The sequence below is a fragment of the Aeromonas molluscorum 848 genome, from assembly GCF_000388115.1.
GTDB lineage: Bacteria > Pseudomonadota > Gammaproteobacteria > Enterobacterales > Aeromonadaceae > Aeromonas > Aeromonas molluscorum.
On the sequence record NZ_AQGQ01000008.1, the window covers coordinates 1 to 22,682 of the forward strand.

The 22,682-nt window shown below is 58.7% G+C and carries 18 protein-coding genes and 2 pseudogenes; 11 read left to right on the forward strand and 9 right to left on the reverse strand.

Translation table 11 applies throughout. The features are described 5' to 3' along the window. Both G113_RS02715 and G113_RS02720 read left to right on the forward strand, forming a co-directional pair. A pseudogene (locus G113_RS02715) lies at positions 1-676 on the forward strand (helix-turn-helix transcriptional regulator); the annotation flags it as partial. Between the two features lie 70 nt (positions 677-746). Continuing rightward, positions 747-1,124, forward strand: a complete 378-nt coding sequence (locus G113_RS02720) for a VOC family protein (protein ID WP_040318848.1) — start codon at positions 747-749, stop codon at positions 1,122-1,124. A gap of 190 nt (positions 1,125-1,314) precedes the next feature. Here the strand turns inward: G113_RS02720 and gyrB are convergent, their stop codons facing one another. From gyrB to dnaA, 4 genes are read right to left on the reverse strand one after another with little or no spacing between them, the layout of a single operon-like run. Continuing rightward, complete coding sequence (gene gyrB, locus G113_RS02725; RefSeq protein ID WP_005893126.1) at positions 1,315-3,729, reverse strand: DNA topoisomerase (ATP-hydrolyzing) subunit B; 2,415 nt, start codon at positions 3,727-3,729, stop codon at positions 1,315-1,317. After that, complete coding sequence (recF, locus tag G113_RS02730; protein WP_005893129.1) at positions 3,726-4,829, reverse strand: DNA replication/repair protein RecF; 1,104 nt, start codon at positions 4,827-4,829, stop codon at positions 3,726-3,728. Before recF ends, gyrB begins: the two co-directional genes overlap by 4 nt. Before the next feature lie 2 nt (positions 4,830-4,831). Then, positions 4,832-5,935 (reverse strand): DNA polymerase III subunit beta, encoded by a 1,104-nt coding sequence (dnaN, locus tag G113_RS02735; protein WP_005893132.1) that lies wholly within the window; start codon positions 5,933-5,935, stop codon positions 4,832-4,834. Positions 5,936-5,950: 15 nt separating this feature from the next. Further along, positions 5,951-7,321, reverse strand: a complete 1,371-nt coding sequence (gene dnaA / locus G113_RS02740; protein ID WP_005893135.1) for a chromosomal replication initiator protein DnaA — start codon at positions 7,319-7,321, stop codon at positions 5,951-5,953. A gap of 300 nt (positions 7,322-7,621) precedes the next feature. Here dnaA and G113_RS02745 point away from each other — a divergent pair, with 300 nt between their 5' ends. The 8 genes and pseudogenes from G113_RS02745 (at position 7,622) to mnmE (ending at position 13,888) form a co-directional block, all read left to right on the forward strand. Beyond that, positions 7,622-8,380 (forward strand): amino acid ABC transporter substrate-binding protein, encoded by a 759-nt coding sequence (locus tag G113_RS02745; protein ID WP_005893137.1) that lies wholly within the window; start codon positions 7,622-7,624, stop codon positions 8,378-8,380. Beyond that, positions 8,381-9,049 (forward strand): amino acid ABC transporter permease, encoded by a 669-nt coding sequence (locus tag G113_RS02750; protein ID WP_152435930.1) that lies wholly within the window; start codon positions 8,381-8,383, stop codon positions 9,047-9,049. It begins immediately after the preceding gene. Between the two features lie 14 nt (positions 9,050-9,063). Next, positions 9,064-9,798 carry an amino acid ABC transporter ATP-binding protein gene (locus G113_RS02755; RefSeq protein ID WP_005893141.1) on the forward strand — a complete coding sequence of 245 codons (735 nt, stop codon included), beginning with the start codon at positions 9,064-9,066 and terminating at the stop codon, positions 9,796-9,798. Between the two features lie 267 nt (positions 9,799-10,065). Beyond that, positions 10,066-10,203, forward strand: a complete 138-nt coding sequence (rpmH, locus tag G113_RS02760) for a 50S ribosomal protein L34 (RefSeq protein WP_005893143.1) — start codon at positions 10,066-10,068, stop codon at positions 10,201-10,203. Further along, positions 10,203-10,562 (forward strand): ribonuclease P protein component, encoded by a 360-nt coding sequence (gene rnpA / locus G113_RS02765; RefSeq protein ID WP_005893145.1) that lies wholly within the window; start codon positions 10,203-10,205, stop codon positions 10,560-10,562. The genes rpmH and rnpA overlap by 1 nt, the downstream gene beginning before the upstream one ends. Beyond that, on the forward strand, positions 10,529-10,777 hold the full coding sequence (gene yidD, locus G113_RS20370; RefSeq protein WP_005893148.1) for a membrane protein insertion efficiency factor YidD: 249 nt from the start codon (positions 10,529-10,531) through the stop codon (positions 10,775-10,777). The genes rnpA and yidD overlap by 34 nt, the downstream gene beginning before the upstream one ends. Before the next feature lie 5 nt (positions 10,778-10,782). Next, a complete protein-coding gene (gene yidC, locus G113_RS02770) occupies positions 10,783-12,426 on the forward strand; it encodes a membrane protein insertase YidC (protein ID WP_005893151.1) in 1,644 nt (547 codons plus the stop codon). Positions 12,427-12,525: 99 nt separating this feature from the next. Further along, positions 12,526-13,888, forward strand: a pseudogene (gene mnmE, locus G113_RS02775) (tRNA uridine-5-carboxymethylaminomethyl(34) synthesis GTPase MnmE). 68 nt (positions 13,889-13,956) lie between these two features. Here the strand turns inward: mnmE and fhuB are convergent. The 5 genes from fhuB to G113_RS02800 form a co-directional block, all read right to left on the reverse strand. Continuing rightward, positions 13,957-15,963, reverse strand: a complete 2,007-nt coding sequence (fhuB, locus tag G113_RS02780; RefSeq protein WP_152435931.1) for a Fe(3+)-hydroxamate ABC transporter permease FhuB — start codon at positions 15,961-15,963, stop codon at positions 13,957-13,959. Next, positions 15,956-16,807, reverse strand: coding sequence for an ABC transporter substrate-binding protein (locus G113_RS02785; protein WP_236611703.1), 852 nt, complete (start codon positions 16,805-16,807; stop codon positions 15,956-15,958). Before G113_RS02785 ends, fhuB begins: the two co-directional genes overlap by 8 nt. A gap of 37 nt (positions 16,808-16,844) precedes the next feature. Next, positions 16,845-17,609 (reverse strand): ATP-binding cassette domain-containing protein, encoded by a 765-nt coding sequence (locus G113_RS02790; protein ID WP_005893158.1) that lies wholly within the window; start codon positions 17,607-17,609, stop codon positions 16,845-16,847. Positions 17,610-17,727: 118 nt separating this feature from the next. Next, positions 17,728-19,407: a multidrug ABC transporter permease/ATP-binding protein gene (locus G113_RS02795; protein ID WP_005893160.1), complete on the reverse strand. Its 1,680-nt coding sequence runs from the start codon at positions 19,405-19,407 to the stop codon at positions 17,728-17,730. Positions 19,408-19,467: 60 nt separating this feature from the next. Further along, a complete protein-coding gene (locus G113_RS02800; RefSeq protein ID WP_040318847.1) occupies positions 19,468-21,561 on the reverse strand; it encodes a TonB-dependent siderophore receptor in 2,094 nt (697 codons plus the stop codon). Positions 21,562-21,943: 382 nt separating this feature from the next. On the opposite strand from G113_RS02800, the gene mioC reads away from it, so the two are divergent. Beyond that, entirely contained in the window at positions 21,944-22,393 is a 450-nt protein-coding gene (gene mioC / locus G113_RS02805) for an FMN-binding protein MioC (protein WP_005893164.1), read from the forward strand. Positions 22,394-22,682: the final 289 nt, after the last annotated feature.

Here is a 22,682-nt window from a genome sequence, read left to right on the forward strand (position 1 = left end):
TTCCAGCTGTTGCGCGGTCACCGTTACGACCATCACAGGCACAGAGCTGGCCAGCCAGCTTGGCATCAGTCTGCGCACCCTCTATCGGGATATAGCGACCCTGCAATCCCAAGGGGCGCATATCGAGGGTGAGCCCGGTATCGGCTATGTGCTGCGCCCCGGCTTCATGCTGCCACCGCTGATGTTCAGCGAAGAGGAGCTGGAAGCCCTGGTGCTGGGTTCACGCTGGGTCGTCGCGCACTGTGATGAAGCCTTGAGTGCATCTGCCAGCAGTGCACTGGCCAAGATAGAGGCCGTGCTGCCCGCCGAATACCGCCAACAGCTCCAGGCCAATGCCCTGCTGATCGGCACCTCCCGCAGCGACACCCCTGTCGATGAGGCTCCGCTGCGCAGCGCCATCCGCCAGCAGCGCAAGGTGACCCTGAGCTATCGCGATCTGAAAGAGGAGCTATCTGAGCGCACCGTCTGGCCATTTGCTCTCGGCTACTTCGAGCAGGTGCGGGTACTGGTCACCTGGTGCGAACTACGGCAGGGCTTTCGCCACTTTCGAGTAGATCGCATCGCCCGGATGCAGCAGGAAGATAACTGCTATCCCAAGAGCAGAGAGACCCTGCTGAAAGAGTGGCGTGCTACCCAGCAGATCCCGCAACCAAAATTCATTGCTGACAGAAACTGACAGCAGGTAGCGCCATGCTGACCGGGTCGGCGCAAATGCGCCCTCCACCGAATCAAGGAGCGTTACCATGTTGTTAGTCCCGCAGTTCACCATTCTCTATGTCGCCAATCCGGCTCGCAGCGCCCTCTTCTATCGCGAGCTGTTTGGCCACCCGCCAGTCGAAGAGTCTCCCACCTTTGTCATGTTCGTGTTCGAGTCAGGCGCCAGGCTGGCGCTCTGGTCCAGTGCCACAGTAGAACCCGCCGTTACCCAGAGTGCAGGCGCCATGGAGCTGGCCTTCCCTCTACCAGATAATGCCAGCGTCGATACCGAGTTTGCGAAATGGCAGGCTCGCGGCCTGACCATACTCCAGCAGCCAACCAAGATGGAGTTTGGCTATACCGGCATGGCGCTCGATCCGGATGGCCACCGCCTGCGCCTCTACTGCCCGGCACCCGAACTGGGCTGATGATAAACAGCCACAAATGTTTAGCTGGCAATGGTCAGCACTGTGTTTCACGTGGAACATCCATGACGAGCCGAAGTAATCCAAGGCTGGTCGTCATCCCACAATGGGGAACGGATAGCGCGATCCCGTTGACTACAGATGTAAAAAAGCCGCTCACAAGGAGCGGCTTTTTGCTGTCTGACTGCGTCGATTAGACGTCGAGGTTAGCCACCCGCAGGGCGTTGTTCTCGATGAATTCACGACGCGGCTCGACAGCATCCCCCATCAGGGTAGAGAAGAGCTGATCGGCACCGACCGCATCTTCGATGGTGACGCGCAACATGCGACGCGCTTCCGGATCCATGGTGGTTTCCCACAACTGCTCCGGGTTCATCTCACCCAGTCCTTTATAGCGCTGGATGTAGATGCCACGCTTGCCTTCGCCCATCAGCCAGTCGACGGCTTCCACGAAGTTGTCGACTGGCTTTATCTTCTCGCCCCGCTTGATGAAACCACCCTCCTCGATCAGATTGGCGATCTCCTTGCCCAGAGAGACCAACTGACGGTACTCATTGGACTGCAGGAAGTCATAGCTGATCGAGTATTCGCGGTCGACACCGTGCTGACGCACGACGGCATGCGGCACGAACAGGCGACGCTCTTCGTCACGACGCACCTGCATCTGGTACTGGATACCGTGGTTGCTCTCGTTGAGCACGAGTTCCATGGTTTGGCACCAAGCCAGCAGATCGCTCTCGCTGGCCAGCAGGGTTTCGTTCAACTCAGGCTGATAGATAAGCTGAGTCAGCACGGCATCCGGAGCGCGACGGGACATGCGAGTGATCAGGTGAGACACGGCGCGGTGCTGGTTGACCAGTCGCTCCAGCGCCTCGCCACCGATGGCCGGTGCAGACTCATTGACGTGCAGGGTAGCACCATCCAGCGCCATGGCAGTCTGGTACTGCAGCAGGGCATTTTCGTCTTTCAGATACTGCTCCTGCTTGCCCTTCTTGACCTTGTAGAGCGGCGGCTGGGCGATATAGACATAGCCACGCTCGATGATCTCCGGCATCTGACGATAGAAGAAGGTCAGCAGCAGGGTACGGATGTGCGCACCATCGACGTCCGCATCCGTCATGATGATGATGTTGTGATAGCGCAGCTTGTCCGGGTTGTACTCGTCGCGACCTATGCCACAGCCCAGGGCCGTGATCAGGGTACCTACCTCTTGGGAGGAGATCATGCGATCGAAACGGGCCCGCTCTACGTTCAGGATCTTGCCCTTGAGCGGCAAAATGGCCTGGTTCTTGCGGTTGCGACCCTGCTTGGCGGAGCCGCCAGCAGAGTCCCCTTCCACTATGTAGAGTTCGGACAGGGCCGGGTCTTTCTCCTGGCAGTCTGCCAGCTTGCCGGGCAGGCCGGCGATATCCAGCGCGCCCTTGCGGCGGGTCATCTCGCGCGCTTTACGGGCCGCTTCACGGGCACGGGCCGCATCGATGATCTTGTTGACCACGATCTTGGCATCGCCCGGGTTCTCCAGCAGGAACTCTCCCAGCTTCTCACCCATCGCCTGCTCAACGGCAGTCTTCACTTCGGAAGAGACCAGCTTGTCCTTGGTCTGGGAGGAGAACTTGGGATCCGGTACCTTGACCGAGATGACGGCAATCAGGCCTTCACGGACGTCATCACCGCTGGCGGCAGACATCTTGGCCTTCTTGCTGTAATCCTCACGATCCATATAGGTGTTGAGGGTACGGGTCAGCGCGGTACGGAAGCCCACCAGGTGGGTACCGCCATCGCGCTGGGGAATGTTGTTGGTGAAGCAGTAAACCCCTTCCTGATAGGCGTCGTTCCACTGCATGGCGACTTCCACGCCAATGCCGTCCTGCTCAGTGGAGAAGTGGAACACCTTCTGGTGGATCGGGGTCTTGTTCTGGTTCAGATATTCGACGAAGGCCTTGATGCCCCCCTCGTAGCAGAAGTGCACCTCACGGCCATCGCGCTCATCTTCGAGGCGAATAGAAACGCCAGAGTTGAGGAAGGAGAGTTCGCGCAGGCGCTTGGCCAGGATATCGTAGTGATACAGGGTATCGGTGAAGATGGTCGCGCTCGGCCAGAAGCGGACTTCAGTCCCAGTGCCGTTGCTGTCACCAATCTGTTTGAGCGGGGCCTGTGGCTCACCCATGTGATAGGTCTGCTCATAGACGTGGCCATTACGACGAATGGTCAGCAGCAGCTTCTCGGACAGGGCATTGACGACTGAGACGCCCACGCCATGCAGACCGCCGGACACCTTGTAGGAGTTGTCATCGAACTTACCGCCGGCGTGCAGCACAGTCATGATGACTTCGGCAGCGGAGCGGCCCTCTTCCTCGTGCATGTCGACCGGAATCCCCCGGCCATTATCACGCACTGAGACGGAACCGTCGGAATGGATCTTGACCTGGATATCGGAACAGTAGCCAGCCAGAGCTTCGTCAATGGAGTTATCGACGACCTCGAACACCATATGGTGCAGACCCGAGCCATCGTCCGTATCGCCGATATACATCCCCGGGCGCTTACGGACTGCATCCAGCCCTTTCAGCACCTTGATATTCGAGGAGTCGTAAGTATTTTCACTCATAGCTTACTCTCTGCCTTCTCTAGCGTTTCGGAGATCTTGCCTTGTTCCACGTGGAACAACTTGCAGTCATTCGCATCCATCATGTCTGCGAGCTGGCTGGTATCGATGGCGGTGATAAACACCTGAGTCGCACACTGCTTCAGCCTTGCGGCCAACAGACGGCGCTTGTCGATGTCCAGTTCAGAGGCAAAATCGTCAATTAAAAAAATACAGCCACGGCTGCTATGTTGATTCAAATAGAGCCCCTGGGCCAGTCGCATGGCACAAACCAGCAACTTCAACTGACCCCGGGACAAAATATCCTGAGCGGGCACCCCGTTCGCCTTGAGGCGCACATCGGCTTTCTGGGGGCCGACACCGGTATAACCCAAGTTTTGATCCCGCTCGAATCCCGCCTCCAGCAGTTCGCCGAGGGGGGTATCCTTCTCCCAGCCGCGATAAAAGCCGAGGCTGATATCGAACTCCGGCAGAAAATCCGCCGTCATCTCCTGGATGAGCGGCGTGATAGCCTGACAATAGCTGGCGCGAAAGCCTGCCAATTCATCACCGAGCCGTGCCAGTTCCTGATCCCAGAATGCCAGCTGGCGATACTGGGTCGCGCTGCGCAGCAGGGCATTGCGCTGCTTGAGCAGCCGCCGCACTCGCCCCCACAAGGAGAAGAATCCAGGTTGCTGGTGAAACACGCCCCAGTCGAGCCAGGCACGTCGTGGCTGGGGACCGCCGGTCAACAGATCGAAGCCATCGGGATGGATCAACTGCACCGGCAACAACTCAGCCAGGTCAGCCAACCGCTGGGCCTGGGCCCCGGCTATCTTGAGCTGGGTATCACCGTTCTTCTCCTTGGCGAGGCCGATGGGCACGGTGCGCCCCTCTAGCTCGCACTGGGCGAACAAGACAAACCCCTTCTCGCCCTGACGGACAACGCGCCCGGTTAGGTGAGTGCGAAAGGAGCGGCCAAGGCCAAGGTAGTGAATAGCCTCCAGCACGCTGGTCTTGCCGCTGCCATTGTTGCCGACCAGAATATTGAGTCCTGGGGACAGCTGGAGACTGGCTTGCTGGATATTGCGAAAGTCATTGAGCTGGAGCTTGACCAGGGACACGACTAGATCCGCATCGGCATGACCACGTATTGAGCGTCCTGACTGTCAAAATCCTCAATAATGGCACTGCTGATGGAGTCACTCAGGCTGACCCGGATCTGGTCACATTTTAACGTATTCAGCACGTCCAGCACATAGGAGACGTTGAAACCGATCTCCAGCTCGCTGGCGTCATATTGTACGTCAAGCAGCTCCTCGGCTTCTTCCTGTTCCGGGTTATTGGCGGTGATCCGCAGCAAATGCTGCTGCAAATTGAGACGCACGCCACGGAATTTTTCGTTGGAGAGGATGGCTGCCCGGGAAAATGCCTGGCGCAAATCCTCTCGCCCGGCGATCAGGGCCTTGTCGCTGCCACGGGGGATGACACGGCGCCAATCGGGGAAGCGGCCATCCACCAGTTTGGAGGTAAAGATGAAACCATCGAGGGCGGCGCGCAGGTTGCTGCGACCGATTTGCAGCCGGACCGGCTTGTCTTCCGCTTCCAGCAGACGCACCAGCTCCAGCACCCCCTTACGGGGCAGAATGACCTGATGATCGGGCAGCGAATCTTCAACCACCTCCCGGCGGCAAGTCGCCAGCCGGTGGCCATCGGTCGCGACGGTGCGCAAACCATGGCCCTCACTCTCGAACAGCATGCCGTTCAGGTAATAACGCACGTCCTGGCTCGCCATGGAGAACTGGGTCGCCTCAATCAGCCTCTTCAGCTCCAACTGGCTGATATCGAACTCGAGAACGGATTCCCAATCTTCGATGTTGGGGTACTCGGTCGCTGGCAGGGTCGACAGGTTGAAGCGGGAGCGACCGGAACGAATGATGAGTCGCTCACCCTCGGTATTGAAACGTATCTCAGCTCCTTCCGGCAGGCCACGGCAGATGTCCAGCAGCTTGCGGGCAGGCACAGTAGTACGACCATCCTGGCTTGCGCCCTCGAGATGGACCTGACCTATCATCTCGACTTCGAGATCGGTGCCGGTCAGCGACAGCAAGCCATGGCTCACATCGAGCAGGACGTTGCCGAGGATGGGCAGTGTCGGTCGGCCACCCAGGGCGCCGGACACCAGTTGCAGGGGACGTAACAGGGCCTCGCGGCTAATTTCGAGCTGCATCTGTGCTCTCCGTTATCAGGACGAAAGGGTACGGATCAGGTTGGAATAGTCTTCCTTGATGTCGTGACTCTCCTCCTTCAGCTGCTCTATCTTGCGACAGGCATGAAGGACGGTAGTGTGGTCACGGCCACCGAAGGCATCCCCTATTTCCGGCAAACTGTGGTTGGTCAGCTCCTTGGCCAGGGCCATGGCGAGCTGACGAGGGCGGGCCACCGAGCGGGAACGCCGCTTGGAGAGCAGGTCAGCCAGCTTGATCTTGTAGTACTCGGCCACCGTCTTCTGGATGTTGTCTATGGTCACCAGCTTCTCTTGCAGCGCCAGCAAGTCGCGCAGCGCTTCGCGCACGAAGTCGATGTTGATGGCCCGGCCGGTGAAGTTGGCGTTGGCGATGACCCGGTTGAGGGCCCCTTCCAGTTCACGGACGTTGGATCTCAACCGCTTGGCAATGAAGAAGGCGACTTCGTCCGGCAGATGAACCTGGTTCTCGTCCGCCTTGCGCATCAGAATGGCGACACGAGTCTCCAGCTCCGGCGGCTCGATAGCCACCGTCAATCCCCAGCCAAAGCGGGATTTGAGACGATCTTCAACGCCGTTGATCTCCTTAGGATAACGATCCGAGGTCAGGATGATCTGTTGATTACCTTCCAGCAACGCATTGAAGGTATGGAAGAACTCCTCCTGGGAGCGCTCCTTGTTGGCGAAGAACTGGATGTCATCGATGAGCAGGGCATCGACGCTACGGTAATAACGCTTGAACTCTTCAATGGCGTTATTCTGCAGCGCCTTCACCATGTCCTGGACGAAACGCTCGGAGTGCATGTAGATGACTTTGGCATCTTTCTTGCGCTCTTTGATGGCATTGCCGACCGCATGCAACAGGTGGGTCTTGCCCAAACCGGTACCGCCATAGAGGAACAGGGGGTTATAGGCCCCGCCCGGGTTATCGGCAACCTGACGGGCTGCCGCACGGGCCAACTGGTTCGACTTACCCTCGACGAAATTCTCGAAGGTGTAGTTTACGTTGGTGTTGCTCTTGTGGTTTGGCTCGGGCTTGGCGGCGTCCTTGCTTTCCCAGCTTTTCTGCAAGTTATTCACAGGCGCGGCGCCGCGCACCGGAGCTCTCGCAACGGCAACCGGGTGGGGACGATTTCCTATATCAAAACGCAGGGTGGGGCCATCAACACCACAGATCTCGGTGATGATGCCATTGACTCTAAGCAGGTACTTGTCACGTACCCAGTCCAGGACGAAGCGATTCGGTGCATACAGGGTCAGAGTATTGTCACTCAACTCCGCTTGAAGCGGCCGGATCCACATGCTGAATTCTGCCGAGGGCAATTCATCTTGCAGCCGGTGAAGGCACTGCTGCCATAGCGAAGCAGTCACTCTGGACTCCCGTTTATTGATTAACTAAAGACCGGCTATTCTACGTTTTTAGCCGCTGGATCTCTAGCCGCCAGCTCGCGGATCCAGCAAATAAGATCCTTGACTTTCAAGGATCCAACGGCTCAGGATCCCATTTCATCCCCAAACTTACCCACAGCATGGATGAGGCAGGATCCGGGGTGATTCAGGGTTATTTGATATAACCAAATATGATTTATTTTTCAGCATTTATTCCAATAACATTCACTCACTTTCAGTCATTACAACTAGAAACACAGAACAACAGAGAGAGGTATACCCATGTCTTCATCTATCAAGCTGGTGTCCGGCGCCGCCATACTGTTGGCCATGCTCTGTGGCCAGGCCGTCGCCCAGGAGACCATCAAGGTCGGCATGTCTGGCAAATATTTCCCCTTCACCTTCGTCAAGCAGGACAAGCTGCAGGGCTTTGAAGTCGACATGTGGAATCAGATCGGTGAGCGTACTGGCTACAAGGTAGAGTTCGTGACCGCCAGCTTCTCCGGCCTGTTTGGCATGCTGGAAACCGGTCGGGTCGATACCATCTCCAACCAGATAACCATCACTGACGAGCGCAAGGCCAAGTACGACTTCTCCCAGCCTTATGTCTATGACGGTGCCCAGATAGTGGTCCGCAAGGGCAACAATACCATCCAGGGTATCAAGGATCTGGAAGGCAAGAAGGTCGCCGTCAACCTGGGCTCCAACTTCGAAGAGCTGCTGCGCAAAAACGATCCGGACCACAAGATGGATATCCGCACCTACGACTCCGCCTTCGAGCAGGATGTCGCCCTGGGTCGGATCGATGCCTTCGTGATGGACCGCGTCTCCACCGCTCAGCTGATCAAAGAGTCCAAGCTGCCGCTGCAACAGGCTGGCAAGCCGTTCGAGACCATCGAAAACGCCCTGCCCTTCCTGAAGACTCCCAAGCAGCAAGCCCTGCTGGCCAAGGTCGATGAAGCGCTGACGGCCATGCGCAAAGAGGGTGCTCTCAAGCAGATCTCCGAGAAGTGGTTCGCGGCGGACATCACCAATAAATAAATGATGGAATTCGATCTCGATTACACGCTAGGGCTGTTTCCTATTCTGCTCAAATACTTGGGCACGACCATGGAAATGGCCCTGTGGGGATTCGTACTGGCACTCGTCCTGTCGCTGATGTTGGCGATAGTGCGGGTGTTTCGCGTTCCCGTCATTCACTGGTTGGCCATGCTCTATATCTCGTTCTTCCGAGGTACCCCGCTGCTGGTTCAACTGTTCCTGCTCTATTACGGCCTGCCGCAACTCTTCCCTGTCTTCGTGGGGATGGATGCCTTTACCGCCGCCATCGTCGGCCTGACCCTGCACTTTGCAGCTTACATGGCAGAGTCGATCCGCGCCGCCATCCTGGGTATCCACAAGAGCCAGATGGAAGCCGCGCTCAGCATCGGCATGAGCAAGTTGCAGGCCATGCAGCGCATCATATTGCCGCAAGCGGCCCGCATCGCCACTCCCTCGCTGATGAACTACTTCATCGACATGATCAAGAGTACCTCCCTGGCCTTCACCCTGGGTGTTGCTGAGATAATGGGCAAGGCACAAATGGAAGCCGCTTCGTCGTTCAAGTTCTTCGAGAGCTTCATGGCGGTGGCCCTGGTCTACTGGGTAGTGGTCATCTTCTTCACTCGCATACAGCATCTGCTGGAAGTGCGCCTCAACCGCGCCTATTAAGGGAGGGACAACTCATGATCACACTGAGCGGCCTCACCAAGGCATTCGATGGCAATGTTGTGCTCAACAACATCGATTTGGAGATAAAGAAGGGCGAGATAGTGGTTGTCATCGGGCCGTCAGGCACAGGCAAGTCGACCCTGCTACGCTGTCTCAATCTGCTGGAAACTCCGGATGCTGGCACCCTGGCCATTGACGACATCCAACTCGATCTGGCCAAGGCAAGCGAGAAGGAAGCGATAGAACTGCGCAAGCGCGCCTCCTTTGTATTCCAGAACTATGCCCTGTTTGCCAACAAGACGGCGCTGGACAACATCGCCGAGGGGCTGGTGACCGTCTGGAAACAGCCCAGGGCGGAGGCTCGTGCCACGGCGCTGGCCATTCTCAAGGAGATAGGCCTCACCGATAAGCAGGATGCCTACCCGGCGTCGCTGTCCGGCGGCCAGCAACAGCGAGTCGGCATCGCACGGGCCATGGCAGCCCACTCCAAGGTCATCCTGTTTGACGAGCCCACCTCGGCCCTCGATCCCGAATGGGTTGATGAGGTGCTGGGTCTGATGAAGCAACTCGCCCGCCGACACCAGACCATGGTGGTGGTGACCCATGAGATAGAGTTTGCCCGGGACGTAGCGGATCGAGTGATCTTCATGGAGGGAGGGCGGATCGTCGAGCAAGGTCCACCGGATCAGATACTGGTCGATCCCAAGGATCCCCGCACCCGGGAATTCTTGCGCAAGGTGCTGAAATAGCGCTTCACTGGCGGCCTGGCCGCCTTTTTTAATGAAGGATCCTTGTTTAACCCCGGGTTGCCAGTATAATTCGGGCCCTTGATCCTTCGGATCCTGTCAACTTTCGCTGCCTCTTCACGAGTTAGAGCAAGATGAGGGGGTACGGCGGATTGACTGGAAGCCGAACTCTGTTTAGAATTCGGCCTCTTTTGCTAGTCGTCACACGCTATAGCTGGCGCGTCGGCTCAGTGTGACAATCAAAACTGTACAGAAATACGGAATCTAATCATGAGTAAACGTACTTTTCAGCCGTCCAACCTGAAGCGCAAGCGCTCTCACGGTTTCCGCGCCCGCATGGCTACTGCCAACGGTCGTAAAGTTTTGGCCGCTCGTCGTGCCAAGGGTCGTGCCCGTCTGGCAGCTTAATGCCTACGCCGCACACCTTCGCTCGGGAGTTACGTCTGTTAACTCCCGAACACTTCAAACGCGTTTTCGCAGAGCCTGTCCGGGCCGCTTCCCCGCAAATAACGCTTCTCGCCTGTCCTAATACTCTCGAACATCCCCGTCTTGGTCTCGCTGTGCCCAAAAAAGCACTCAAGCGCGCCGTGTGGCGTAATCGTGTCAAACGAGTGGTACGGGAAAGCTTTCGTCTCAATCAAACCAACCTGCCCGCTATCGACATCGTCGTGATCGCCAAGGCCGGTGTGAAAGAGATGGATAACGAGGAACTCTTCAAGTTACTGGAAAAGCTATGGCGCACCCTGTCACGCCGTTGCAATGGGTAGCTATCAAACTGATACGCCTGTATCAGCTAATCATTAGTCCCCTGCTGGGGCCGCGCTGCCGTTTTACTCCAACTTGTTCCCAATTTGCGATAGAAGCTCTCCGACTTCACGGTTTCATAAAAGGCGTTTGGTTAGCCAGCAAACGTCTATTAAAATGCCATCCCTTATCCGAGGGTGGTTATGACCCGGTTCCGCAACCAAAGCGAAGAAACTGAAGACTATGCAATCACAACGCAATCTAATTCTGATCGGTTTGCTGTTCGTGAGCTTTCTGCTCTGGCAACAGTGGGAGTCCGACAAGGCTCCGAAGCCGGCCCCTGTGGCCCAAACTGAACATTTCGTGCCTGAAGCCGGTCAGACCGGTGATATTCCTCAGGTTTCCGAGCAAGCCCCCGATGCCAGCGCTGCCCGCAAGCTGATCACCGTCTCCTCTGACGTGCTCAAATTGACCCTGGATACCCAGGGTGGCGATATCGTCTCTGCCCAACTGCTGGCCCACAAGCTGCAAGAAGGCATGGATGAGCCGTTCACACTGCTGACCAGCCAACCCCAGTTCATCTATGTCGCCCAGAGTGGTCTGGTCGGTCGTGATGGTCCGGATAGCCGTACCGAAGGCCGCCCCACCTATGAAGCCGCCCAGACCAGCTTCCAGCTGGCCGAGGGTCAGGATCAGATAGTGGTGCCGATGACCTGGACCGACAGCAAAGGTGTGGTCTTCACCAAGCGCTTCGTGCTCAAGCGTGGTGACTATGCCGTTGGCGTCGATTACCAGATCGACAACAAATCCGCCGAACCGGTGCAGGTGCAGTTCTACGGTCAGCTCAAGCAGACCGTGACCACGCCCAAGGATCAGGAAGGTCATGCTCTGGTGGCAAGTGCCTACCGTGGTGGTGCCTTCTCCAGCGAAGAGAGCCGCTACAAGAAGTACACCTTCGACGAGATGAAGGATGCCGACCTGAACAAGACCACCAAGGGTGGTTGGGTCGCCATGCTGCAGCACTACTTCGTCTCCGCCTGGGCACCGAATGCCAGCGATACCAACAGCTTCTATAGCCGCACCATCCCAGGCAAAGACCAGGCGATCATCGGCTACAAGGCGCCTATGGTTGACGTGGCTGCCGGCCAGCAGACCGAATTGACCAGCAAACTGTGGGTCGGTCCGAAACTGCAGGACAAGATGGCCACGGTCGCCGAGCACCTGGACCTGTCCGTCGATTACGGCTGGCTCTGGTTCATCGCTCAGCCGCTGCACTGGTTGCTGACCGTGTTCCACGGTTTCGTGGGTAACTGGGGTGTTGCGATCATCATGCTGACCCTGCTGGTTCGCGGTATCATGTTCCCGCTGACCAAGGCCCAGTACACCTCCATGGCCAAGATGCGCATGCTGCAGCCCAAGCTGGCCGCGCTCAAGGAACGCTTCGGCGACGATCGCCAGAAGATGTCCCAGGGCATGATGGAGCTGTACAAGAAGGAGAAGGTCAACCCGCTCGGCGGCTGTCTGCCCATCCTGGTCCAGATGCCGATCTTCATCTCCCTTTACTGGGCACTGATGGAATCGGTCGAGCTGCGCCACGCGCCGTTTGCCCTCTGGATCACTGACTTGTCGGTCAAGGATCCCTTCTTCGTACTGCCAATCCTCATGGGCGCCTCCATGTGGTATCTGCAGAAGATGAGCCCGACCACCATCACGGACCCCATGCAGCAGAAGGTGATGCAGTTCATGCCGATCATCTTTACCTTCATGTTCCTCTGGTTCCCGGCTGGCCTGACCCTGTACTGGTTGGTGAGTAACGTCATCTCCATTACCCAGCAGACCATCATCTACCGTCAACTGGAGAAGAAAGGGCTGCACACTCGCAGCTGATCTTCACAGCAATGACAAAAGAGGCGGCCTTCGGGCCGCCTTTTTTATTACAATGTCCGCAATGACAGAACCCATTCCCGGATGAGTGAGCCAAGCAAGATGACAACAGATACGATCGTGGCCCAGGCCACCGCCCCCGGCCGTGGTGGCGTCGGCATAGTACGGGTTTCGGGCCCAGCTGCCGAACAGGTCGCCGAGATAGTGCTCGGCAAGCTACCCCGGGTGCGCTATGCCGAATACCTGCCGTTCAAGGATGAGCAGGATCAGCCGCTCGATCAGGGCATCGCACTGCTGTTCAAGGCACCGAACAGCTTCACCGGTGAAGATGTGCTGGAGCTGCAGGGTCATGGTGGCCCCGTCATCATGGACATGCTGGTGCGCCGCATTCTGCAGATAAAAGGACTGCGCCCCGCTCGTCCCGGCGAGTTCAGCGAGCGCGCCTTCATGAACGACAAGCTGGATCTGGCCCAGGCCGAGGCCATCGCCGATCTGATTGAAGCCTCCAGCGAGCAGGCCGCCCGCAGCGCCATGCACTCCCTGCAGGGTCAGTTCTCCAGCAAGATACAGCATCTGGTCGAAAGCCTGATCCACCTGCGCATCTATGTGGAAGCCGCCATCGACTTCCCGGACGAGGAGATAGACTTCCTCTCCGATGGCAAGGTATCGGGGGACTTGCACGCCATCATGGCCGAGCTGGACGGGGTCCGCGCAGAAGCCAAACAGGGCGCCCTGCTGCGAGAAGGGATGAAGGTAGTGATCGCCGGTCGTCCCAACGCCGGTAAATCCAGCCTGCTCAACGCCCTGGCCGGGCGTGAATCTGCCATCGTCACCGAGATCGCCGGCACCACGCGCGACGTGCTGCGCGAGCACATCCACCTGGATGGTATGCCACTGCACATCATCGACACAGCGGGCCTGCGCGACACCCAAGATCAGGTAGAAAAGATAGGTATAGAGCGAGCCTGGGCCGAGATAGCGCAGGCCGACCGGGTGCTCTTCATGGTGGATGGCACAACGACCGATGCGATAGACCCGCGGGAGATCTGGCCGGACTTCGTCGATCGCCTGCCAAAAAATATCGGTCTTACCGTGGTGCGCAACAAGGCAGACCTGGACCGGCGAAGACTTGGCCCCGAGCCAGGAACTGGGTCACGCCGTCTATCGTATCTCTGCCAAGACAGAGCTGGGGCTGCCCGCCCTGCGGGATCACCTCAAGGCCTGCATGGGCTTTCAAGGTAATACCGAGGGAGGCTTCATGGCTCGCCGTCGCCACCTGGATGCCCTGGAACGCGCCGCCGAGCGGCTGGTGGTGGCCAAGGAGCAACTCGAGATCTATGTCGCCGGCGAGCTGGTGGCCGAAGAGCTGCGCCTGGCACAGGAGTCTCTGTCCGAGATCACCGGCGAGTTCAGCTCCGACGATCTGCTGGGCCGCATCTTCTCCAGCTTCTGCATCGGCAAATAGTTCCATAGGGCAGACAATGAAAAGCCCGGGGTCACCCGGGCTTTTTTTTGTGCATTTTTTTAGCGACCCTAGAGGCGACGCAGGCACCACATGAAGTAAGCACCCCCTAACAAGGTGGATACCAGACCGGCGGGGATCTCCATGGGGAAGAGCAGCTGCTGACCCGCCCAGTCAGCCAGCACCATCAACAGCGCGCCGCACAGGCTGGCACCGAGCAGATGGGCACGCGCGCGTACCAAGCCCATCAGCTTGGCCATGTGGGGGGCGAGCAAGCCGACGAAAGAGAGCGGTCCTATCACCAGGGTGGCACTGGCGGTGAGCAGGGCCACCAGCAGCAGGATCAGCAGCTGGACACGGCGGGTATTCAATCCGAGCGCCCCGGCCGCCGCGCTGCCCAGGGGCAGGATATCGAGCCAGCGCCCCAGAGCCAGGATGCCACTCAACATGATGCCCGCCAACAAGGCGAGTCCCAGTGCCATGGGGCCAGTCACGTAATAGGTGGAGCCCGAGATCCAGGCCAGCAACAGCTGAACCCTGGGATCGCCATTGGCCAGGGCGATGCTCTGCACGGGGTCCAGCATGGCGGTGATGGCGATGCCACACAGCAAGATTCGTTCGGGCTGAAAGCCGCTGCGCCTGTTCAACGCCAGCAGCAGCAAGAGCACCAGCACTGCCCCCGCTACCCCCGCCAACAGCATCAACGGCAGTGGCAAGGCGGGTAGCAGAAAGGCCGCCAGCAGCAGACCCATGACGGTGCCACCACTCACCCCCAGCAGTTCGGGGCTCGCCATGGGATTGCGGCTGACCCGTTGCAGCAGCGTTCCCGCCAGCGCCAACAAGATACCGGCTGCGGCGGCCGCCAGGGTACGGGGTAATCGCCACTCCCATTGCGCCTGCCAGCGCGCCAGCGATGGCCAGCTCCAACCATTGACGCCCTGCCCCAGAGCCAGTGAGCCTATCAGGGCGAGCAGCAACGCCAATCCCAGTCCCCACAACAGTCTGGACGGGTGGCTATGCCGTTGTATGGTCAAGGTGGCAGCCATCTTGGGTTGCTGTTTGTGCAGGGCGAGACGGGGGATGAGCCAGAGCAACAGCGGGGCGCCCAGCAGTGCCGTCATGGCCCCTGTCGGTATCATCAGTGGCCAGAAGCGGCTCGCGCCCTGCAGTAACAGATCGGTGAGACTGAGCAGCAGGGCCCCAAGCAACGGGGCCCACAGCAGACGCTGGCCGAGGGATCTAGCCCCTAGCAATCTGACCATGATGGGAGCAGCCAGACCGATAAAGCCGATGATGCCGACCACGCTCACCACACAGGCGGTGACAAATACCGCGACGCCCAGCCCGGCAAACCGCAGCTTCTTGAGGGCGATCCCCAGACTGCGGGCACTGGCATCGTCCAGCTCCAGCACCGCCAGGGGACGAAGCAAGACGGCGACCAATCCCAGCCCCAGCAGCAGACGGGGCAACAGATAACTCACCCCCTCCCAGCTATCCTGAGCCAGGGCACCACTGCCCCACACCAGCATGCCCTTGAGCTCTTCTTGATGGAACAACAGCAGCGCCAGACTGATGGCTCCCAGATAGAGGTTGATCACCAGGCCCGCAAAAACGATGACCAGGGGATTGAGATCCCGGCGCCAGGTGAGCATGAATACCAGGGCCATGGCTCCCGTGCCACCCGCCATGGCGATCCACTCCCGCGCCACCAGCAGACCCGGTGCCAGCAAGGTCGCCAGCAACAACGCAAGCTGGGCCCCGGAGGCGACTCCCAGGGTGGTGGGCGACGCGAGCGGATTACGCAGCACCTGTTGCATCAAGACGCCGGCCAGCGCCAGTCCGGCCCCCGCCAGCAGTGTGACAACGAGTCGCGGCAGCAGGCTAAAGTGCATCACCGCCTGACGGGCATCCCCGTAATCCGGGGCCAGTATGGCCTGTGCCCAGAGGGAAAGAGGTAACCAATGGCTCAATACCAGCACCGCCACCGCGCAGGTCAACAGCAGCAATATCAGACAGAGCAAGGCCGCTGGTCCTGGCAGGACGCCCCGGTTCGAGGCGCGTTGTGACAGGCTATTCATGGGGAACTCCGGCATCGGCTTGCAAGGCCTGGCTCAGTTGCTGGGCGAAACGGCGAGCCGACAGCACGCCGCCGAAACTCCACACGGGAGGAAGATGCAGCGGCTTGGCGTTTTGCACCAGGGGCAGATGTTGCCACAGACCAGGGGCAGCCAGTTTGGCAGCCACGCCGCTTGGCAAGGGGTCGACGATGACAAGCCGGGCTTCATCCATGGTCGCGAAGCTCTCTATGCTGACCGAGGCGAATCCCCAGTAGTTGGTCGGCGCCTGCCAGGCATTGCGCAGCCCTAGCTTGCCCATCACTGAGTCATACATGCTGTGTTGCCCAAACACCCTCACGTGGCGATCATCGATAAACTGCACCAGCAATAAGGGGGGCAGCCCTTTGGGCAGTCCAGCCTTGAGCTTGCCAAGCTCAGCATCCAGCCCGCTCAGCAGCGTGTCTGCCTCCGCTGACTTGTCGACCAGAGCGGCAATGCCCCGGGTCGCACTGGCGAGCTGAGTCCAGTAGTCCCCGTCGGGAGAGTAGAGGGTGATGGATTTGACCGGCGCTATCTTGCTCAACGCGGGGGCCAGGGGGGCAGCCAGAGGAGAAATGAGGATAAGATCTGGGTTGAGTTCGGCCAGCAGCTCGCGATTCGGCTGAGCCCGCAGACCAAGATCGACTACGGACGGTGGCATCGCTGGCGCCTTTACCCAGGCCCGGTAAGAGCTCATGTCGCCCATGCCAGCCGGGGTCACGCCCAGGGCGAGCAGGGTTTCGGCTATGGTCCAATCCACGGTGGCGATACGCGGCTCGGCCTGAACGGCAACCAACAAGGTCGGCAGACAGATCAGACCTAGCAAGACGGTGCGCAACGATTTTAATCTGTTCACTATGCCCTCACAGTATGGCGATGGAGTGAGTCTGCGCCGGATGACGCATCACGGCCATGGGGATGCCGTAGACAGACTCCAGGGTCTCGCTGGTCATGATGGTGTCAGGCTCCCCCTGCACCAGCACGGACCCCGAGTGCAACGCCACCAGATGATCGCAAAAACGGGCCGCCATGTTGATGTCGTGGATGACGATGATGACCCCCAGACCCAGCTGCTGGCAGAGGGTGCGGATCAGGGTTAACACCTCCACCTGATGGGCCACATCCAGCGCGGCCAAGGGCTCATCCAACAGAATGAAGCGGCTCTCCTGGGCCAGCAGCATGGCGAGCCAGACCCGCCCCCGCTCGCCACCGGAGAGGGTATCCACCAACCGATCGGCAAAGCCCTGGGTATGGGTCAGGGCGATGGCCTGCTCGACCTTGTCCTTGTCCTGCTGGCGATGACGGCCAAAGAGTCCGCGCCAGGGATAACGGCCAAACTCGACCAACTCGCGGCCCAGCAGGTTATCGGTACTCGGCAGGTGCTGGGGCAGATAGGCGACCTGACGGGCAAACGCCTGATGGCCCCAGTCGCCCAGGGGGCGCCCATCAAAGCAGATCTCGCCGCCATGGCAATCCTGCTGGCGAGCCAGCAGCTTGATCAGGGTCGATTTGCCAGAACCGTTATGGCCGATAAGGCCATAAACCTTGCCCTGCTTGAAGCTCAGGCTGGTGGGTTGCAGCAGCGTCTTGCCCTGAATGGCAAAACCTGCGGATTTCATCTCAAACATCAGCAGTCCCGTGGGTGATGGCGCCCCATGGCAGAGGCGCCCTTGGCATGTCGTGGGACAAGCCCGGCTCGGCACGTCCGGCATCCCCGGACACAGCGCGAGCCAGGCGCCCTTCCCTTTAGCTCTCTTGCGGCTCGGCCAGGCGGCCCACTACATCAAGGCTGACACGATCGCGCTCGGCACCGGTCAGTTCGCTGAGCTGGCCATGGCGCATCTCCAACAGACGATCGGCCAGCGGGAAGTAATGATCGTCATGGCTGATGGCGATCACCGTCTTGCCCATGGCGTTGAGACGCGGCAGCAGCTCGCGGTAGAAAATGCGTCTGAATTCCGGATCCTGATCCGCCGCCCACTCATCGAACAGCATGATGTCGCGCTGTTCGGCGACCGCCAGCAGCAGGGCAACCCGTTTGCGCTGGCCCTGGGATAGCTGGATATTGGTAATCCGGGCTCCATCGAGCACCAGCTTGCTCTCCATCTGCAGCAGGTGCAGCCATTGCTGGACCCGCTCGGGATCCGGCGCTTGGCCATCAGGCCCCAGCAGGCGATCGAACAGGTGATAATCGGTAAAGATGGCGGAGAAGAGTCCGAGATAGGCTTCCCTGTCGGTGACAGGCTCGCCATCAAGCAAGATCTCGCCGCTGACCGGCCGATAGAGCCCGGTCAGCAGCATGGCCAGGGTCGACTTGCCCGAACCATTGCCGCCGATGACAAACAGCTGCTCGCCACGGCGGACCTCGAGGTCGATGGGGCCGACGCTGAAACCGGCCCGATCGCCCTGACCATCATGATGGAACACCACCTGCCTCAGGCTGAGGATCTGCCACTGCACCAGCCCATCCGTCGGCGAGGCTGAACGGGCCGCGAACTCGGGTTCATGGTCGGCCAGCGCCAGGGCCCTGAGTTTGTTGAAGGCAACCTGAGCCGCCAGCAGGGTTGGCAGGGCGCCGATCGCCTGCAACAGAGGGGTACGCAGGAACAGCAGGGTCAGGGCATAGGTGGCGGCCACATTGGTATTGGCCCAGCCCAGCCCGTTGGCGAGGAAGAAGGCGAGGCCGATGGCACCCAGCATCATGATATTCGACCAGTTCACCGCACTGAGGTGGAAGGTGTCGGCCCTGATGATGTGATGGCGATAGTCGAGGGCATTGGGTTGGTATTGCTGCTGATAGAGGTCACGGGCTCGGTCCCGGTTCAGGGCCAGCTCCTTGTTGCCCTCTATCATGGCCTGGTAATCCTGATAGAGGCGATCCTCTGCGGCGCGCATCAAGCCCAGATGGCTATAAACCCGCTTGACCAGCAACCAGCCGATCACCATGGTGGCACCGACCCAGAGCGCGGTCCACAGCAGCATGCCGGGAGAGAGCCAGCCGAGATAAATGGCCGATCCCAGAGTCAGAATGGTGCCCTGGATAAGCTCGGGCAGGCGCACGAAGGCGATGGTGATACTGCCGATGTCACTGGAAAGGGAGGCGAGCAGCGGCCCCTGGCCGATGCGTTTGACCTGGGCGACATCGGTGTCGAGCAGTTGCTTGAGCAGCTTGCCACGCAGGTGGTAAACAAAATGGTGCCCTAGGGTGGTCAGCGCCAGTTGTGAACTGAGCGTGACGACCATGAGCGCCAGAATAAGCCCGATCAGCTGGAAGATGACGGAAACAGGATCGCCAACTGATTCGATCAGATAGCTGTTGATGAAGGCGATAACCCCGATGCCGAGCAGGGCGGAACCCATACTGAGCAGGGTGATGGCGATGAATGGCCAGCGATAGTGGCGATAGACGAGGTACAACAGCTCCATGGAAATCTCTGTCGGGGTATGAAAGGAAAACGGGTTGCCCAGCGGGCAACCCGTGTCTGATTACCAGCGGTAGTTGACGCTACCTACCACACTGCGGGGTTCACCGTAGTAGCAGTAGTAGTCACAGCTGGCGACATAGGTGTCATCCAGCAGGTTGTTGACGTTGAGCTGGGCACGCCAGTTCTTGGCAAAGTCATACCCGATCATCGCATCCCACACCGTCTGGGCTGGCACCTTGGCCGAACCATAGACGGGGTTGTAATTGGCATCCACGGCACCTATGCCGACGCTGGAGCCGATATAGCGCACACCAGTACCGACTTCCAGTCCGGAGACAGGGCCTTGCTGCACCTGGTAGTTACCCCAGAAGGAGGCCTGGTGGCGCGGGATCAGGCTGGCGCGACGATCGCCATCACCGGTGTCATTGGTCTTGGCATCGGTATAGGTATAAGCCCCGGTCAGGCGCAGAGCCGCTGTCGCTTGCACGCTGCCTTCCAGCTCTATGCCCTGGGAGGTCACCTCACCGGCCTGGGTCTGCTGGCCGGAACCGGTGGAGACCAGCGAGTTGGTCTGTTCCAGGTTGAACAGCGCCAGGTTGATGTAACCATCGAGGAAGCCGGGGGCATACTTGATACCGGTCTCGTACAACTTGCCTTCCAGCGGCTTATAGGCGTTTTTGGTATTGGGGTCGATGCCCGGCAGCACTTCAAACGACTCGGCATAAGTGAAGTAGGGTGAGAGCCCGTTATCGGCCAGGTACATCAGGCTGCCGGAGAGCGAGAGGTTGTCATCGTACTGTCTCTCGTTCTTGCTGGTCGCTTCGCTGATATTGTGGGTCTCCACATAGTCGAAGCGGCCACCTGCGGTCAGCAACCAGCGATCATCCCAGCGGATCTGATGCTGGGCATAGAGGCCGCTCTGGCCCTTGGTGCTCTTCTGGTAGGTGGCCGTTGACTCATCAAAGCCCGGGAAGTTGCCGTGATCCGGGTGCATGGTATCGATGGATCCCATGCCGTAGTTGTCAGCCTCATTCCCTTCATTGACGTGGCGCTGCAGATCGACCCCCAGCAGCAGGGTCTGCTCGGTGCGCTCACTACTCCAGTAACCCACCATCTGGTTGTCCATGTTGACACTCTTGGTGTCGCCATCACGGTAGATCAGACCACGGTAAGCGGTCGTGCTGTCGTAGGTTGGGAAAATATAGGTCTGACGCAGCAGCAGATCGTTGTAGTTGAAGCGGACGTTCTGCTTGAACTCCCAGGTCTGGTTGATCTGGTGGGAGAGCTCATAACCGGCGGAAATCTGGGTGTTGCGGTTGCGATCGTAATCCGGCTGGCTCAGGTTGGTGCTGGGATCTATCTGGCCCGGCGCAGTGTTGAGGGTGCCATAGACCGGGAAGAAACCGTTGGTAGGCACCCCTTCGTCATGCTGAAAACTGGCCAGCAGAGTGAGACTGGTGCTATCGGAGATATCCAGAGTCACGCTTGGCGCCACATAGGCTCGCTCATTGTAGGTACCATCCAGCACGCCATCACGCTCGTTGTAGAGCGCGACGAAACGATAGCGGCTGTCATCGCTCAGCTGATCGGAGACATCCACCCCGACCTGACGATGATCCCGGTCACCCAGTTGCAGATTCACCAGCCCCTGAGGCGTAGCGGTAGGACGCTTGCTGAGCGCATTGACCACGCCGCCAGGAGGCGCCTCACCATAAAGAATGGAAGCGGGTCCTTTCAATAACTCCACGTTTTCCAGACCGAAGGGCTCCGGCGTCCACACATAGTAGCCGGTGCTGAACAAGCGGTTGCCATCCAGATAAGAGGCGGCATCGAAGCCGCGTACCTTGAACCAGTTGGTGTTGTTATCTGAACCATAGAGGCCGGAGAGGACGCCAGATCGATAACGCAGGGATTCGTCGAGCTGCAGCACGGCATGCTGATCCAGCTCCTCGCGATTGACCACGGAAACGGCGCGAGGCGTCTCGGCCATCGGCACCTCAATCTTCATGGCGGTACCGGTCACGACCATGGTCTCACTCGCCTTGGGCAGAGCATCTTCAGCAACGGCTGGCACTGCCCCGAACAAGCAGGCAAGGGGGATCAAGCGACCGAAAATGGATCGTTGAGGAGTAAAAGGAACGGCTGGTAGTGTCATGTTTAAGTCTCAAATTTAATATGAGTCAGGCTTTGTTTTTATGGGTCGAGTCTGGGCTCGCTCTGCCGCCAAAGCGGCGAATAATGCGGCGTCATGCTACTACATGAAGATTGTTGAATCGATTTAATAATTGCCAATCATTTGCATCCGCATTGAGATTAAACAAAGAGATCTTCCCAATTATTGATAAACAGGACACATAAGGGTCTAGGTGAGTTCTCCCTATATAAAGGAAGAAGTCGTGATGAGCCGTCTTTGATGATCCGGATCCGGATCCCGCCAAAAAATAAATCCCACCAATATCGCCAGTTCTTATCCATTTTTATCCACATGCTTTGGCGGTAGAATCCGGATCCTTAATGCATCCAGGAGGCATATCCCCATGGCCAAATTCAACCTCATTGTCGGCTCGATGTTAGGTGCTGCCGAGTACGTCGCCGACCATGTCGCCGATCTGCTCAATCAGGCCGGTCACCAAAGCGAGATCCATAATCCCGCCCGGCTTGCCAAGATAGTCGCCGAGCCAGACGCCATAGTGCTGGTGGTCACCTCCACCCATGGCGCCGGGGAGGTACCGGACAACCTCCAGCCCTTCGTTAAAGATCTTTATGAACAAAAACCGGATCTTGGCGCATTTCGCTATGGTGTGATCGCACTGGGCGACCGTAGTTACGACACCTTTTGTGCCGGCGGCAAGACCCTGGATCAACGGCTGGCCGAGTGCGGTGCCAGCCGGATCGGTGAGCGGCTCGAGATAGACGTGACCCAGTACGAGATACCGGAAGATGCCGCCGAAGCCTGGATCCAGCCCTGGATGGCTTCGATCTCCTGATCAACCAGGGAGATCCCTTTCCAGAGCAAGATCTCCCCTGCCCCGCCTTGATTTACTATCCACCAGGTTATTCACAATCCGATCCCATTGACTTGTTCTACATGGTTACCCACAAGAACTGGGGGTAATGTGGATAACTATGCTTAAAACCTATGTAAAACCTATAGTTATCCTATGTATCAGATCCGGTCGGTTTAGGGCCTGTGTATAAAAGCACTGGTTGTCCCCCGGTTCACCGGGCCAGGATCCAAGCTTTTCCACAGGCTGAGATCGTCTTTAAGGTAATGAT